We start from the raw sequence: 14458 nt of genomic DNA, 5'->3' as shown, positions 1-14458 counted from the left end.
GGTGAACGCATGACCGAGACACTCGACGGCAACGGCGCCGCCCACGCCCCCGCGGCCCGCACTCCCGCCCGCGCCGCCGTCGTCGCCTGGAGCCTGTGGGACTGGGGCTCGGCCGCTTTCAACGCCGTGGTCACCACGTTCGTCTTCTCGGTCTATCTCACCGGCTCGTCATTTGGCGACGAGGGCGACGTCGCCGCCCAGCTCGGCTGGGCACTCGCGATCGCCGCGTTCCTGATCGCCGTGCTCGCCCCGGTCACCGGCGCCCGCTCGGACTCCTCCGGCCGGCGCAAGTTCTGGCTCGGCGTGAACACCTTCATCGTGGTTGGCCTCACCGCCGGCATGTTCTTCGTGCTGCCCACTCCGGAGTACCTGCTGCTCGGCCTGGTGCTGCTGGCCGCCGGCAATGTGTTCTTCGAGCTCGCCGGGGTCAGCTACAACGCCATGCTCGCGCAGGTCTCGACGCCACGCACCATCGGCAAGGTGAGCGGTTTCGGCTGGGGCATGGGCTACATCGGTGGCATCGTGCTGCTGCTGATCGTCTACTTCGGCTTCATCAGCCCCGAGGTGGGCCTGTTCGGCGTCACCAGCGAAGACGGGCTGGCGGTGCGGGTGACGATGCTCATCGCCGCCGCATGGTTCGGCCTGTTCGCGCTGCCGCTGCTGTTGCGGGTGCCCGAATACCGGGCGCCGGATGCCGCGAAGCGCGCCAAGGTCGGCTTCTTCCAGTCCTACGTCGAACTGGGCCGCGACGTGGCCAAGCTCTGGAAGACCAACCGCCAGGTCGTCTACTTCCTGTTCGCCAGCGCCATCTTCCGTGACGGCCTGGCCGGCGTCTTCACCTTCGGCGGGGTACTTGCCGCGTCGGCGTTCGGCTTCTCCCCCGGCGAGGTGATCATCTTCGCGATCGCCGCGAACGTGGTGGCCGGAGTCGCCACCATCAGCGTGGGAGTGCTCGACGACAGGCTGGGCGCCAAGCCCGTCATCGTCACCGCCCTGGTGGGCCTCATCGTCAGCGGCAGCCTGGTGTTCCTGCTGCACGACGGCGGCCAGATCGTCTTCTGGACCGCCGGCCTGGCCCTGTGCCTGTTCGTGGGGCCCGCCCAGTCGGCCAGCCGCACCTTCCTGGCCCGGATCATCCCGGCCGGCCGGGAGGGCGAGGTGTTCGGCTTGTACGCCACCACCGGTCGTGCCGCCAGCTTCCTGGCCCCCACGGCGTTCGCACTGGCCGTGACCATCTTCGGCGAAACCTACTGGGGCATCCTGGGCATCGTGCTGGTGCTTGTCATCGGCTTGCTGTTGTTGCTGCCGGTCAAGGCCCGGCAGAACCAGATGGGCTGAGCCCTCGAGGCGGTGGCTCCGGATGCGTTCCGGCCGCCGCCCAGAGCGCGTGGAAGTGGTTGATCGGGCCGTGCCCGCCGCCCACCTCGAGCCGGTCGGCGGAGGCCACGCTGTCGCTGAGCCAGGCCTTCGTCTCGGTCAACGCCCGCGGCCAGTCCCGGTGCCGGGCCGCCAGCGTGGCCAGGGCCGACGACATCGAACAGCCGGTGCCGTGGGTGTTCACGGTGTTGATGCGCGGCGCGGAGACCTGCACGATGCGGGCCCGCCCTGGCTCGGTGCCGGCCGCGTCGACGAGGGCATCCGGGCAGGCCAGACCGGCCAGGTGGCCGCCCTTGACCAGCACCCGGGTGCCGCAGGCGCGGGAGAGCCGCTCGCCCTGCTCGAGGGCCGCTGCCCAGTCGGCGGCCTCGGGTTCGTTCACGAGCACGGCCAGCTCGGGCAGGTTCGGGGTGACCAGGTGCACCAGCGGCACCAGGGCGCGGAGCGCGGCCTCGGCGGACGCGTCGAGCAGCCGGTCGCCGCTGGTGGCGATCATCACCGGGTCGAGCACGATCACGGATGGCCGCACCCGGGCCAGCCACGCGGCCACGGTCTCGATGAGGTCGGCCTGGCCGAGCATGCCGATCTTCACGGCGTCGATGGTGACGTCGTCGCTGACCGCGTCGAGCTGTTCCACGAGGAAGGACACCGGCGGGATGTGCACCGAACGCACCCCGCGGGTGTTCTGGGCGACGAGCGCGGTGACCACGGCCATGCCGTAACCGCCGTTAGCGGCGATGCTCTTGAGGTCGGCCTGAATCCCGGCGCCGCCGGTGGGGTCGGTGCCGGCGATGCTGAGCACCCGGGGGATCTCCCTCGGCCCGGTCATCGGGTCCACTCCCGGCGCAGGGCGCTGGCGGCGGCACGGGCATCCGGAGCGGCGCAGACGGCCGACACCACGGCCACCCCGGCGGCCCCGGCCCGGCGCAACGGCCAGACATCCGCGAGCCCGATGCCGCCGATCGCGACGCAGGGCAGCGCACTCGTGGCGGCCAGCGCGGCGAAGCCGGGCACCCCGAGCACGGGCGGATGGTCGGGTTTGGTGCTGGTGGCCCGGATGACGCCGACGCCCAGGTAGTCCACGGTTCCGGGGGGCAGCGCGAAGACCCTGTCGAGCTCGGCCGGGGTGTTGGCGGTGATGCCCACAATCGCGTCGGAGCCGACCCTGTCGCGCACTCTGGCCACGGCTTCGTCGCCCTGGCCCACGTGCAGGCCGTGCACGGCGGCGCCCTCGGCGAGCGCCCGCAGGTACACGTCGACCCTGTCGTTGACGACCACGGTGGCGCGGTCACCGACCGCGTCGGCCACCTGCAGCAGCAGGCGCAGCACGTCGTCGTCCGACCCGGTCTTGTCGCGCACCTGCACGGTGGTGATGCCGCCGGCGACGGCGTCGATCACGGTTCTCAGCACGCCCCTGGCAGCGCACAGGGCGGTGTCGGTGACGAGGTAGAGCGAGAGATCGCTCACGCCAGCCGCGCCCGGTCGATGATGGTGGCGCCGTCGAGGGAGTGCAGCCGGTCGAGGAAGTGCGCCGCGAAACTGCCCGGCCCGGCCGCGTCGGCGGCGGCGAGTTCGGCGGCGACGGTGTACAGCAGCGTGGCGGCGGCGGTCGCGGCGAGCGTTGCGCCGGGTTCGTCACGGTCGACGAGCGAGAGCACGGCGGCGGTCACCGCGCCGAGCGCGCATCCGCCGCCGGTGACCCGGGTGAGCAGCACGTGACCGTTGGCCACCCGGATGGTCTGCGAACCGTCGGTGATGAGGTCGACCGCGCCGGACACGGCTACGCTCGCTCCGGTGCTGCGGGCGAGCAGGGCGGCGGCGTCGGCGGCGCCCTCCGGCGAGTCGGTGGCGTCGACGCCTCGGCCGCCGGTGCCCAGCTGGGCCAGGGCGATGATCTCCGACGGGTTACCGCGGATGGCCGTGGGCCGGAAGTGCAGCAGCTCGCGAGCCAGCCCGGTGCGCACCGGCAGCACGCCGATCGCGACGGGGTCGAGCACCCAGGGGGTGCCGGCGGCGTGTGCGGCCGACGCGGCCTCGAGCATCGCACTGCGCTGCTCGGCGTGCGGGGTGCCCACGTTCACCAGCACTCCGGAGGCCACCCCGGCGAACGGTCCGGCCTCGGTGGGCACGTCCACCATCGCGGGCGCGGCTCCCAGGGCCAGCAGCACGTTGGCGGTGAAGTTGGTCACCACCGCGTTGGTGAGGCACTGTACGAGAGGTTGGCTCTCGCGCAGACGGTCGAGCAGATGGGCAGCATTCTCTGGTGTCAGACGGATGGTCATCCGGGACATCCCTTCGCTAGTACGAACTAGATCAGGTTCAACGGGTGTTTTCTCAGCCCCGGCCGTTTGGCAGGGCACCCCGTGTCACTACCGAAACCCTAGCGGCCGGATTGTTCACACCCGGACTAGTAGTCGAAATCGTCGACGGCGAACCACGGCACCGGCACCGCCGGGTCCAGAAGCGCGAGCGGATCCACCTCGAAGGTCTCCAGCACCACGCTGACGCCGGGTGACACGAGCGCCTCCACACCGACATCGCCGACGACGGGTAGCCTGACCATTCCGCCACCCTGCCGGACGGCGGCCGTGAGGGCTGCTACGAGCGCGGTCACGTCGCACGAGCTGCGCAATCGGAACAGGCGCTCGCCGACCGTGAGGGTGTGAGCCTGCATGACATCTCCCTCGGTGTAGATCTCACGCTAAGACCAAAGCGGCGACGTGTATACACGGTTGACAGCGCTGCGTCTTTGTCTTTGTCTGAAACCCTCCAGCGTTTACACCGGCGCACCCGGCACACTGGACCGATGACAACCACACTGCTGAACAAGGCCGAACTCCTCAACGCCCTGCACGTGCCCGGCACGCCACTGATCGTCACGAACGTGTGGGACGCGATCACCGCCAAGATCGTCTCCGAGACCCCGGGCGTGAAAGCCCTCGCCAGTGCCTCGCACTCGGTGTCCAACGTGCGCGGCCTGCCGGACGGCGAGGGCCTCACCGTCGACGAGGCCATCATCGCCGCCCGCATTATCACCGGAGCGACCGACCTGCCCGTCTCGGTCGACTTCGAGAAGGGCTACGCGGCGGATTCCGCGGGGGTCGCCCGCAACGTGCGCCGCCTGATCGAGGAGGCCGGGGCCGCCGGCATCAACATCGAAGACTCCGTGGGCGCCACCAAGGCGCCGCAGTTCGACATCCCCACCGCGGCCGCCCGGGTCGCCGCGGCGCGGGAGGGCGCCGAGGCGGCCGGGGTGCCGCTGGTGATCAACGCCCGCGTCGACACCCTCGCGGGCGGCGGCGAGTGGGCCGAGGCCGTTCAGCGTGCCAACGCCTATCTCGACGCCGGCGCCGACGTGATCTTCTTCCTCGGCCTGGGCGACGAAGACAAGGTCAAGCGCGCCCTCGACGAGGTGAACGGCCGCATCTCCGTGATCGGGAACCCCGGCGCCGTTCCCCTGGCCCGGCTGGCCGAACTCGGCGTCTCCAGGGTCAGCTTCGGCCCCGGTACCCTCGGCCTGGCCCTCGCCGCGTTGCAGCGCGCCGCCGCCCAGCTCACCGCGCTCGGCGATTACCCCGACGACCTCGGCTTCCCCTTCGAGCTCTAACCCGGCCTCGGCGTGGGCGGCTCGGTACGGTGGGGTCATGCCCAGCTTCGCGTCGCACGATGAGACCGTTCTGCACTACGACGTTCTGACCCCGGATGCGGCGGGCGCGCCTGAGCGCCCGCCGCTGGTCGTGCTGGCCGGCGGGCCGGCCCGGCATCCGGAGTACCTGGGCGATCTGGCCGGGCTCACCCGCCTGCGCACCCTCGTGGTGCTGCACCAGCGGGGCGTGGGGGCGTCGTCGCCATCGCCCACCGCGCCCGCCGCATCCTGGCCCGCCCTGGCCGACGACGTCGAGGCGCTCCGCCGGCACCTGGGGCTGGCCGAGATCGAGCTGCTCGGCCACTCGGCCGGCACCCGCGTCGCGCTCGCCTATGCGGCCCGCCACCCTCATCGGCTGGCGAGCCTGTGCCTGCTCACCCCGCCCGCGCAGTGGCTCGTGACCGTCCCCGACGACAGCTCGCACATCATCACGGGGCACCGCGCCGAGCCCTGGTACGCCGATTACGTCGCGCACCGGATAGCGGCGACGGCGGCGACGACCGCCTCCGACCTGAACCACCTGTTCCCCTACCTCGCCCCGATCGCCTGGTCGCGGTGGACGGCCCAGGCCCGGGAGCACGAGGCGACCGGCGCCTGGCATCCCGCGGCGCAGGACCTGTTCTTCGCCGGGGCCGACCCGGCGGGCATCCTGATCGGCCTGGCGCAGGTGCACTGCCCGGTTCTGGTGGTCGCGGGCGCCGACGACGGCCTGACCGGGCTGGCCCCGGTGCTGGCCGTCGCGGACCTGTTCACGAACGGTCGTGCAGTGACCATCGCCGGCGCCGGGCACTACCCGTGGGTGGAGCAGCCGCAGGCGTTCACCGCGGCGCTGGCCGGTTTCTACCGGCGCCCGGCGGACACGGCCTAGACCCTCCGACGCCGGCCGCCGCGGGGCGCGGCCGTCAGAGCGGGGTGGGATCGAACAGCACGTGAGAGCGGCCCGTCATCGCGTCCTCGGCGACCCGGGCCCGCACCCCGTAGACGTCGCCGATGAGCTCGGGCGTGAGCACGTCTCGCGGGCTGCCCCCGGCGACCGCGCGTCCGTCCTGCAGGACAAGCACACTGTCGCAGAAGGTGGCCGCGAGATTCAGGTCGTGCAGGGCCACGATCGCGGTGACCGGCAGGTCGGCGACGAGGGCCAACAGCTCCAGCTGATGCCGGATGTCGAGGTGGTTGGTGGGCTCGTCGAGCAACAGCTCGGTCGGCTCCTGCGCGAGAGCCCGCGCGATGTGGGCGCGCTGGCGCTCCCCGCCCGACAACGTGCGCCAGAGTCGGTCCGCCTTGTCGGTCAGACCCACGTGCGCCAGTGCGCGGTCGATCGCCCGCGCATCGTCTGCGGTGTCCCCGCCGAAGAGCGACCGGTAAGGCGTGCGGCCCAGCCGCACGACGTCCCGTACCAGGATGTCCACCTCGGTCTCCGCGTGCTGCGTGACGGTCGCCACGGTTCGGGCGACGTGGCGGCGACGCACCGAGGTGAGGTCGGCCCCGTCGAGCGTGATCCTGCCGGTATCGGGTGCCGACACGCCCTGGAGGAGGCGCAACAGGGAGGATTTGCCGGAGCCGTTCGGGCCGAGCAGACCCACCGTCGAGCCGGGCAGCGGGCAGAGGGTCACGTCGTCGATCACGAGGGTGCCGCCTCGCCGCCAGCTCACGCGGTGCGCTTCGAGTGTCACGCCCTGCCCCTGCCCTTGTTCCGCAGCAGCAACAGCACGAACACGGGAACGCCCACGAGGGCGGTGCCCACGCCGACCGGCAGCGGGGTGGGGGCGAAGACGACGCGGGACGCGGCATCCACCCACACCATGAAGACAGCGCCGAGCACAATCGTGGCCGGGATGACCCTCGAGTGGCGCTGGCCGAAGAGCAGGCGGGCCGCGTGCGGCAGAACCAGGCCGACGAAGCCGATGGCGCCCGCGATGCTCACCAGGGTGGCGGTCAACAGGGCCGTGACGATCAACAGGATCAGCCGGGTGCGCCCGACGTGGATGCCGAGAGACGCGGCGACATCCTCACCGAACGCGAAGGCGTCGAGCGATCGCGCCCAGACCAGGCAGATCAGGGCGCCCACCGTGACCACGCCGGAGCTGAGGGCCACGTCGTCCCAGCGCATGCCTTCGAGCGAGCCGAGGAGCCAGAACATCACCCCACGGGTCTCGTCGGAGTCCGCGAAGGCGAACACGACCAGGGAGGTGAGCGCCGAGAACAGCTGGGTGCTCGCGACGCCGGCCAGGATGACCCCCGCCGTGCCGGCGGACGAGAACCGGGCCAGGAGCAGCACAAAGCCGAACGCGGCCAGGGCGCCGATGAACGCGCCGCCGGAGAGCCCGATGGCTCCGCCGCCGATGCCGAGAACCCCGACGAGCACCGCCCCCGTCGATGCCCCGGAGGACACCCCGAGCACGAACGGGTCGGCAAGCGGATTGCGCAGCAGCGACTGCAGGATGACCCCGCTCAGGCCGAGCCCGGCCCCGCACGCCGCTGCGACCAGGGCCCGCGGCAGCCGTTCCTGCCAGACGATCGCATCCTCCGAGACGCGCACCGGGATGTCGGTCAACGCTAGATGGTTCAACAGGATGTCGCGCACGTTGACGAGGGACACATCCGCGGGGCCGAGCGTGACGGCGACGCCCACCGAGAGCACGATCGCGACCAGGCCGAGCAGGCCGAGGGCCAGGGCGAGCACCGCGCGCGGCAGGGGCCGCCCGCGGGTCACCGAGGCGGCTTCAACGGTGCTCAGAGCGCGTCCTTGTGCTCGTCCCACCAGGCACGGATCTTCTCGAGGCCGTCGACGAAGCGGATGGACGGGTTCATCTCGGCGCCGTGCAGGGCGATGTAGCGCTGCTCCTGCACGACCTCGAGGTTCTTGGTGAGGGGGTCGCTCTCGAGGAATTGGATCTTCTCGTCGAGACGGTCGCCGGGGAAGCGGTCGCGCTGCAGATCGCCCAGGACGAGGATGTCCGGGTCGGCGTCGACGACGCTCTCCCAGCCAACGGCAGGCCAATCGTCGGCGGTGTCGGCAAAGACATTCGTCATGTTCGTGGTGCTGGCCAGGAGCGCCGCTGAGCCGAGGCCGCCGGCGATGTAGGGCGTCTTCGTGTCGGCGAACCAGAACATGACCGAGTGTCCGTCGAAGTCCAGGCCGTCGGAGGCCGCCGCGGCCCGCCCTTCGAGTTCGCTGACCAGCGCCTCGCCCCGGTCCGTCACGTCGAAGATCTCGGCCAGCTCGCGGATCTCCTGGTACAACGCGTCGACCTTGAGCGCCGTCGTGCGGGTTCCGCCGCCGTTGACGCTCACACCGTTGTCGCAGTCGGTGGGCGAGAGGTAGGAGCCGATGGCCGTCTCGGCGAGCCGTTCGCGGCTGGCGACCCCGGCGTCGGCGTAGTGGCGACCGAACGAGGCCGTGACGAAGTCGGGGTCGGTACCCAACAGCACCTCGTAGGTGGGCGCGTTGTCGGCCAGCCGCGGTACCGCCGAGTTCGCGGTGGCCAGCGAGTCGAGCACCGGGTCGGTCCACGACGCGGTGCCGACCATGCGCTCTTCCAGGCCGAGCGACAGCAGGATCTCCGTCGAGTTCTGGTCCAACGACACCACGCGCTCCGGGGCGGCCTCGAACGTCTGCTCGGAGCCGCAGTTCGAGACGACGAGGGGATACCCCGTCTTCCCGTCGCTGGCGACGGCCAGGGCCGCCGGCGAGTCGATCTCCTCGGAGGCGCCGCAGCCCGACAGGGTGGCGAGCGCGACGGCGGTGAGCAGGCCCACGAGGGCGTGCGTCCTTTTCGTAGTGATGGGAACTCCTGACGGTGCTGAGCGTAAAGTGACGGCTCCTCGCGATGCGGGCCTTGGTAAGTATAGCCTTACCTAAATTCCTGTCCGCTCGGTGAGGTGTTCCCTGACCTGCCTCCCGGTGACAGGATGTTCCTGTCCGGCTCCGCCGATCCGGCTCCCGGAGGCTGCACATGGTGACGTTTGGCATCGAGGAAGAGTACTTTCTCGTCGACCCGCGCTCCCTGCGGCCGGTCAGTATGGCCGACACCATCCTGGGCGATCTGCCGCCCCGGGCTCGCGCGCCCGGACTCGTCACCCGCGAGTTCCTGGCCTCACAGGTGGAACGAGCCTCGGCGGTCTTCACCGAGCTGACCGAGGCCGAGGCCGACCTGGCCGCCTTTCGAGGCGAGCTGGCTGCGGTGGCGAGGGAGCGCGGCGTCCTGGCTGTCGGAACCGGCACGCCCTTCGACGCCCCGGCGGCGCCGACCCTCACCGACGCGGCCCGGTACCACCGGATCGGGTCCGGAGTGCGCGGGGTCGTGCGGGACCATCAGATCTGCGCCACGCACGTGCACGTGGGCGTGCCCACCCGGGAGGCCGGGGTGCACGCCCTCAATCATCTGCGGGTCTGGCTGCCCACGTTGATGGCGCTGACCGGCAATTCGCCGTTCTGGCGCTGCCGGGACATCGGCTTCGATTCCTGGCGGGCGGTGATCATGCGCCGCTGGGCGACCACCGGCTGTCCGCCGGCGTTCACCGACGCCGACGACTACGACCGGCGCATCCGGCGTCTGGTCGGTGTGGGAGCCACTGTCGACACCGGCACGGTGGCTTGGTACGCGCGGCTGTCCGAGAGCTATCCCACGCTCGAGGTGCGGGTGGCCGACGCCCAACTCGACCTGGCGCCCACGATGATGCTGGCGGCGGTGGCCCGCGCCCTGGTCGTGACCGGCATGGCCGCGGGCGAGCGTGGGGCGCCGCCGCCCGCGGTGGAGCCCGAACTGCTCGACGCCGCGCTGTGGCACGCCTCCCGCGACGGCATCCGCGGCCAGCTCCTCGATCCCACCACCAGGGAGCTGGCCCCGGCCAGTGCGGTCACCGACAGTCTGCTGCGCTCCGTCGGCGACGCGTTGGAGAGCACCGGGGACCGGCCCCGGGTGGCCGAGCTGGTGGAGCAGGTGCGGCGCACGGGAACGGGCGCCCAGCAGCAACGGCGGGCGTTCCGCACGGGCGGGCTCGCCGGATGGCGGGAACTTGTCGAGTCGTCGTTCAGCTGATCGGCGCGCCGACTCCCGCGCCCGGCTCCAGGTTCAGTCGCCGGGGCGAATCACTTCGCCCACGAATCCGGTCGACCGGGCGCGCAGCATCGAGATCCGGTCATCTCGGGCGGCGGCAACGTCGTAACCGATGTAGGCCATCGACGGCAGCTTCCGCACGTTGGCGGAGCACTGGAACGCCTCACAGACCAGGATGCCGACGGTGTCGCCGTTGCGGCCGGCCGCCCCGGCCCGCTGGGCACTGTAGAGCACCACCTCGTTGGGCAGTTTCACATCGCGGCACCACGAGCACTGGGCGCGACGGCGTGGGGAGGCATCCGCCTGTCGGAGGACGATGCCGACAGGCTCGCCGTCGACGGGGACGACGACGTAGGAGCGGCGCTTCATCCTGGGGTCGACCCAGCCGACATAGTCCAGCTGCGCCCAGTCGAGCTGGTCGAAGCCGGGCGGCAGGGTGATGTCGGACACGACCTTGCGGGAGGCGTTCACGAAGGTGGCCTTGATGGTGGCGGTACTGAGGGGGAGCATACGAAGTCTCAATCGGTTGAGTGGTCGGGGTGCTGCGTGTCGGTCGTGGGCCAGTTCCGAAGCGACGTGTCGATGGCGTCGAGCACCCGGGTCCAGCTCGAAGCCGCGGTGGGATCCGAGTGGTCGAAGCCGCCGCCGGACTCGAGCGCGACGAAGCCGTTGATGGCGCTGCCGAGTAGCCGCACACCGTGCACCTCGTCGTCAGGGCTGAGGCCGTAGCCGCTCACAATGGCCCGGGCTGAGCGGGCGATGAGCCCGCCCGCGCTCTGGGCGGCAGCCTCCGGCGATACGCGGCGCTGCGCCGCCTGCCACCGGCCGGGGTAGGCGATGGCGTAGTCGCGGTGGGCGTTCGCGAACGCGAACAGGGCGCTCCGGCCGGCCTTGCCGGGCAGGGCCTCAGCCAGACCGTCCGCGAGCTCCTGCAGGGCGAACGCGGCGGTGAGGTCGAGCAGGTCGTCGAGCCCCGAGATGTGCGAATAGATACTCGCCGGGCGCACGTCGAAGCGGCGGGCGAGGGCGGAGAGCGTCACGGCGGACAGTCCGGTCTCGTCGGCCAGTTCGGCGGCGGCCTGGACCAGCCGGGCTTCGGTCAATCCGGGACGCTTCATCAAATTTCCTAAGTCTCGCAGTTTATAAACTACAGACTATAGGCAATGCTCAGTCCTCGGGAAGCAGCGTGAACTCGACCCGGCCCCAGGCCGCCCCGTTCACCTGCACCTCGAGGGCGTGCACCCCCGGGTGGTAGCGCCGGGTGGTGATGGCCCGGAACGAGTGCGACCGGGCCAGCTGCACGGTCTCGCCAGCTGCACGGTCTCGCCGGCGGCCAGGGTCACGATCGGCGCGGTGACCAGGGCTGCGGCGGCTCCCGTGTCGCTAAAGGCGTAGTTCTTCGCGACTCGCCGTGGCTTCGGACCGAACGAGCGGCGTTTCCCGAGATTCTCCGCCTTTACATGCGGGCGCGGCTGCGGATGACGCGGCGCGCTCGGGAGCGATGACCAGCACTACCGCGCCCGCTCCGAGCACGAGTCCGACGAGGGTGGCGGGAGTGAACGGGTCGGCGAAGAGGATGCTGCCGGCGACGGCCGTGGTCGGCGCCACCAGGTACAGCAGGGCGTTGAGGGCAGTGATGCCGAGGCGGCGCAGCAGGTACCAGTAGAGCGCGTAGGCGATGAGGGTGGGGAACACAGCGATCAGCACCGTCGAGAGCCAGAAGCTCAGGGTGGCCGGCGGGGCGAGCGCCCCGGTAAGAGCGGCCAGCAGCGTCACGGCCACCAGCGTGATGGCGGCGTGGGTGGCCAGGGTGGCGAAGACGCCGAGCCGGGCCGGGGTGCGCCGCTCCAGGAAGGTCGCGGCGACGAGACTGGCCAGCGCCACCAACGGCAGCAGGTAGGCGGGGGTGGGCGAGATCGACGTCGAAGCATCCGCCGCCACGATCAGGACCACTCCCACCGCACCGAGCGCCAGGCCCAGCCACTGCAGCGCCCGCACACGCAGCCCGAGCAGCGGTCCCACCAGGGTTGCCACGACCAGGGGCTGGATCGCGTCGATGAGGGCCGTCGTCCCGGCCGAGACCCCCGCGCCGACGGCCAGATAGACGGGCAGGATGTAGCCGAATTGGGCGAATAGCCCGATGGTGAGGTGCGGGCGGATGTCGCGCCAGGCCGGGAACGCGCGTCGGTGAGCTCGAAGCCGACGATCTCGGAAGCGCAGCGCCATCATGCCGACCAGCAGGAGTGCCGCGACGACGAGGTACCGCCAAACCAGCACGGTCAGGGCCGGCGCCGCCTCCGTGCCGATCTTCGCGATGATGAACCCGGAACTCCAGGTCAGCACGAAGGCGGCCGAGGCAGCGACCAGAAGAAGTCGCTGAGGTATACCGATCTGTGTACTCATTCGATCGAGTATACAGAACGGTATAGTGGGGCCATGACCACCGAGAACTCGCCCGAGGCGATCCCGCACTACACCCCGGGGGCCGAGCGGCTGCTGGCCGCGGCGTCCGACCTCTTCTATCGGGAGGGTATCCACGCCGTCGGCGTCGACGCCATTGCCGCGGCGGCCGGGGTCACCAAGAAGACGCTCTACGACAGGTTCGGGTCGAAGGAGGCGCTGGCCGTGGCGTATCTCCGCGGGCGGGACGCTCGGTGGCGGGAGTTCCTGGAGCAGGGACTCGCGTTGCAGGCGCCCGGCAGCGTGGACCGTGTCCTCGCGGTGTTCGACATTTCGGCGCGCTGGGCCGTCGCCAACAGCAGCAAGGGCTGCAGCGCCATCAACGCGCGCGCCGAGACAGACGATGCGGCGCATCCGGTGGCCGTCGAGGCGATTCGCCAGAAGAAGTGGATGCGCGACGTGTTCGAGCGGCTCTGCCGGGACGCGGGCATCGCCGGTGCGGACCGGGTGGCCGACATTCTGATGCTGCTCTACGAGGGCGCCCTGGTGACCGTGGGGATGGGCACCTTCGCCGACCCGTTCACGGCCGGACGTACGGCCGCGAACACGATCCTGCGAGGCGACGCCCCCTAGGGACGGTGCGTGGCCGCCTGGGCATGCGCAGCGTCCTGTCGGGCACTGGCTTCGCGCTCGGCCCGGTCGGCGATTGCGGCGTCGTCCACGCTGAGCATCACGCCGCTGTCTCGCAGGGTGAACAGGTGCAGCAGAATCCGCCAGCGGCCGACCTCCCACTGGCGAGGCGGGATCTCCTCATCGTTCCAGGGCTCTGTCGGAGTTCCCAGATTCTGACTGAGCAGGGCAAGAATGCGGTCATAGCCGAGCCTGGTTCCCGGATCGTTCGGGCTCGGCGTGTTGTACAGCTGCAGGTCGATGCCCAGGAAGTCACCCGCGTGGGACATCCAGCTGGCGTAGACCTCGCCGCCGAACGACACCTCGAGGCGCCGGATATCGACCGGGCTCGGCCACGTCTGGCCGGCGGCCGCGCCGGCGCCGTCGTCGTCGTTGCCAGTGTCGGTGTCGGTGTCGACCGGCCGCACCCCCAGCGTCGCAAAAAGGTCACCCACCGCAGCATCTGTCGCCGGCCAAGCGCCCCGGGTGACCGCGAGGACCAGCTCCACGGCCTGGGCCGGGTCGGGTGCCGGCGAATTCGCGGGCGACGCATCCGTCATGCGCACAGACTATGCCCACCGGTGTCGACTCGAGGGCCTAGCGCCCTCTGCCACCATGCGTAGCGTGGACGACCTGAGCACTCCGACGAGAGGACTGTACCGATGAACGGCGTACCGATGAACGGCCTACCGATAAACGGCCTACCGATGAACGCACCGACCGGCATCCTGCGCGGCATGAGCAACGTGAGCTATTGGGCCGCAGACCACGCCGCCGCGACGGCCTGGTACACCGAGCTGTTGGGCATGGAGCCCTACTTTCAAATGCCAGGCTACGCGGAGTGGCGGGTGGGCGACTACGGCCACGAACTGGGCCTGATCGACGCCAGGTACGCCCCGCAGCCTGCAGTGGATGTGCCCGGTGGGGCGGTGCTCAACTGGCACGTCGACGACATCAGGGCGGCCCTGGACCGGCTGCTCGAGCTGGGCGCGACGATGCGCGAGGACATCCGGGAGCGCGGAGAGGGCTTCACGACGGCGGCCGTGGTGGACCCGTTCGGCAACGTGCTCGGCGTGATGACGAACCCGCACTACCTGCAGGTGCTCGCCGACGCCACCCCGGACGGAGAGGCGGCCCGCGCCGGGCATCCGGCGCCCTAAGGTGCGCGCCATATTAGGAGATAGTGAGTTTTCTAGGACGCAGTTGCCCGCGGGCTCAAGGGGTCAGCGCAACACTCTGACTTCTTGGAGTGATGATGCGTATTCCTGTTTCCCGTGCTGTGCGTCGGGTGTTCTGGACAGCGATT

General features: G+C 70.7%; 18 protein-coding genes and 1 riboswitch. Of the genes, 6 read left to right on the top strand and 12 right to left on the bottom strand.

The features are described 5' to 3' along the window. Nucleotides 1-9: 9 nt before the first annotated feature. On the top strand, nucleotides 10-1338 hold the full coding sequence (locus tag E3O60_RS10325) for an MFS transporter (protein WP_134498018.1): 1329 nt from the start codon (nucleotides 10-12) through the stop codon (nucleotides 1336-1338). Here E3O60_RS10325 and thiD read toward each other — a convergent pair. The 4 genes from thiD to E3O60_RS10305 form a co-directional block, all read right to left on the bottom strand. Next, a complete protein-coding gene (thiD, locus tag E3O60_RS10320; RefSeq protein ID WP_241993243.1) occupies nucleotides 1310-2206 on the bottom strand; it encodes a bifunctional hydroxymethylpyrimidine kinase/phosphomethylpyrimidine kinase in 897 nt (298 codons plus the stop codon). The two genes, E3O60_RS10325 and thiD, sit on opposite strands and share 29 nt — an antisense overlap. Further along, nucleotides 2203-2844 (bottom strand): thiamine phosphate synthase, encoded by a 642-nt coding sequence (thiE, locus tag E3O60_RS10315; protein ID WP_134407926.1) that lies wholly within the window; start codon nucleotides 2842-2844, stop codon nucleotides 2203-2205. The genes thiD and thiE overlap by 4 nt, the downstream gene beginning before the upstream one ends. Beyond that, entirely contained in the window at nucleotides 2841-3659 is an 819-nt protein-coding gene (gene thiM, locus E3O60_RS10310; protein ID WP_134407925.1) for a hydroxyethylthiazole kinase, read from the bottom strand. Before thiM ends, thiE begins: the two co-directional genes overlap by 4 nt. Beyond that, a riboswitch (TPP riboswitch) is annotated at nucleotides 3651-3751 on the bottom strand. (Overlaps the previous gene by 9 nt.) Before the next feature lie 33 nt (nucleotides 3752-3784). Beyond that, entirely contained in the window at nucleotides 3785-4051 is a 267-nt protein-coding gene (locus E3O60_RS10305; RefSeq protein ID WP_088457608.1) for a hypothetical protein, read from the bottom strand. A 132-nt stretch (nucleotides 4052-4183) separates the two neighbouring features. Here E3O60_RS10305 and E3O60_RS10300 point away from each other — a divergent pair, with 132 nt between their 5' ends. Next, nucleotides 4184-4984: an isocitrate lyase/phosphoenolpyruvate mutase family protein gene (locus E3O60_RS10300; protein ID WP_134407924.1), complete on the top strand. Its 801-nt coding sequence runs from the start codon at nucleotides 4184-4186 to the stop codon at nucleotides 4982-4984. Nucleotides 4985-5021: 37 nt separating this feature from the next. Further along, complete coding sequence (locus tag E3O60_RS10295) at nucleotides 5022-5891, top strand: alpha/beta fold hydrolase (protein WP_088457610.1); 870 nt, start codon at nucleotides 5022-5024, stop codon at nucleotides 5889-5891. 34 nt (nucleotides 5892-5925) lie between these two features. Here the strand turns inward: E3O60_RS10295 and E3O60_RS10290 are convergent, their stop codons facing one another. From E3O60_RS10290 to E3O60_RS10280, 3 genes are read right to left on the bottom strand one after another with little or no spacing between them, the layout of a single operon-like run. Then, on the bottom strand, nucleotides 5926-6696 hold the full coding sequence (locus E3O60_RS10290) for an ABC transporter ATP-binding protein (protein ID WP_134407923.1): 771 nt from the start codon (nucleotides 6694-6696) through the stop codon (nucleotides 5926-5928). Beyond that, nucleotides 6693-7784, bottom strand: a complete 1092-nt coding sequence (locus E3O60_RS10285; RefSeq protein WP_134407922.1) for an iron ABC transporter permease — start codon at nucleotides 7782-7784, stop codon at nucleotides 6693-6695. The genes E3O60_RS10290 and E3O60_RS10285 overlap by 4 nt, the downstream gene beginning before the upstream one ends. Beyond that, the gene (locus E3O60_RS10280; protein WP_241979918.1) at nucleotides 7757-8782 is read right to left on the bottom strand and encodes an ABC transporter substrate-binding protein; all 1026 of its coding nucleotides are present in this window, start codon (nucleotides 8780-8782) and stop codon (nucleotides 7757-7759) included. The genes E3O60_RS10285 and E3O60_RS10280 overlap by 28 nt, the downstream gene beginning before the upstream one ends. Nucleotides 8783-8979: 197 nt before the next feature. On the opposite strand from E3O60_RS10280, the gene E3O60_RS10275 reads away from it, so the two are divergent. Then, on the top strand, nucleotides 8980-10065 hold the full coding sequence (locus tag E3O60_RS10275) for a glutamate--cysteine ligase (RefSeq protein ID WP_134407920.1): 1086 nt from the start codon (nucleotides 8980-8982) through the stop codon (nucleotides 10063-10065). Between the two features lie 33 nt (nucleotides 10066-10098). Here the strand turns inward: E3O60_RS10275 and E3O60_RS10270 are convergent, their stop codons facing one another. The 4 genes from E3O60_RS10270 to E3O60_RS10255 form a co-directional block, all read right to left on the bottom strand. Then, on the bottom strand, nucleotides 10099-10593 hold the full coding sequence (locus E3O60_RS10270; RefSeq protein WP_134407919.1) for an FBP domain-containing protein: 495 nt from the start codon (nucleotides 10591-10593) through the stop codon (nucleotides 10099-10101). 8 nt (nucleotides 10594-10601) lie between these two features. Beyond that, nucleotides 10602-11201 carry a TetR/AcrR family transcriptional regulator gene (locus E3O60_RS10265; RefSeq protein WP_088457616.1) on the bottom strand — a complete coding sequence of 200 codons (600 nt, stop codon included), beginning with the start codon at nucleotides 11199-11201 and terminating at the stop codon, nucleotides 10602-10604. Between the two features lie 49 nt (nucleotides 11202-11250). Then, entirely contained in the window at nucleotides 11251-11385 is a 135-nt protein-coding gene (locus E3O60_RS18985) for a hypothetical protein (protein WP_255455313.1), read from the bottom strand. Between the two features lie 81 nt (nucleotides 11386-11466). Beyond that, nucleotides 11467-12486, bottom strand: a complete 1020-nt coding sequence (locus E3O60_RS10255; protein WP_134407918.1) for a DMT family transporter — start codon at nucleotides 12484-12486, stop codon at nucleotides 11467-11469. Nucleotides 12487-12519: 33 nt separating this feature from the next. Here E3O60_RS10255 and E3O60_RS10250 point away from each other — a divergent pair, with 33 nt between their 5' ends. Beyond that, nucleotides 12520-13116: a TetR/AcrR family transcriptional regulator gene (locus E3O60_RS10250; RefSeq protein WP_134407917.1), complete on the top strand. Its 597-nt coding sequence runs from the start codon at nucleotides 12520-12522 to the stop codon at nucleotides 13114-13116. On the opposite strand, the gene E3O60_RS10245 is transcribed toward E3O60_RS10250, so the two are convergent. Continuing rightward, nucleotides 13113-13712: a hypothetical protein gene (locus E3O60_RS10245; RefSeq protein WP_134407916.1), complete on the bottom strand. Its 600-nt coding sequence runs from the start codon at nucleotides 13710-13712 to the stop codon at nucleotides 13113-13115. The genes E3O60_RS10250 and E3O60_RS10245 overlap by 4 nt on opposite strands. A 147-nt stretch (nucleotides 13713-13859) precedes the next feature. Here E3O60_RS10245 and E3O60_RS10240 point away from each other — a divergent pair, with 147 nt between their 5' ends. Next, nucleotides 13860-14312 (top strand): VOC family protein, encoded by a 453-nt coding sequence (locus E3O60_RS10240; protein ID WP_241993242.1) that lies wholly within the window; start codon nucleotides 13860-13862, stop codon nucleotides 14310-14312. Nucleotides 14313-14458 lie beyond the last annotated feature (146 nt).

The organism is Cryobacterium sp. TMB1-7, from assembly GCF_004402435.1.
In the GTDB taxonomy this organism is placed as follows: domain Bacteria; phylum Actinomycetota; class Actinomycetes; order Actinomycetales; family Microbacteriaceae; genus Cryobacterium; species Cryobacterium zongtaii.
The sequence above is the reverse complement of the archived record's forward strand: the minus strand, read 5'-3'. Positions and strand labels throughout refer to the sequence as shown.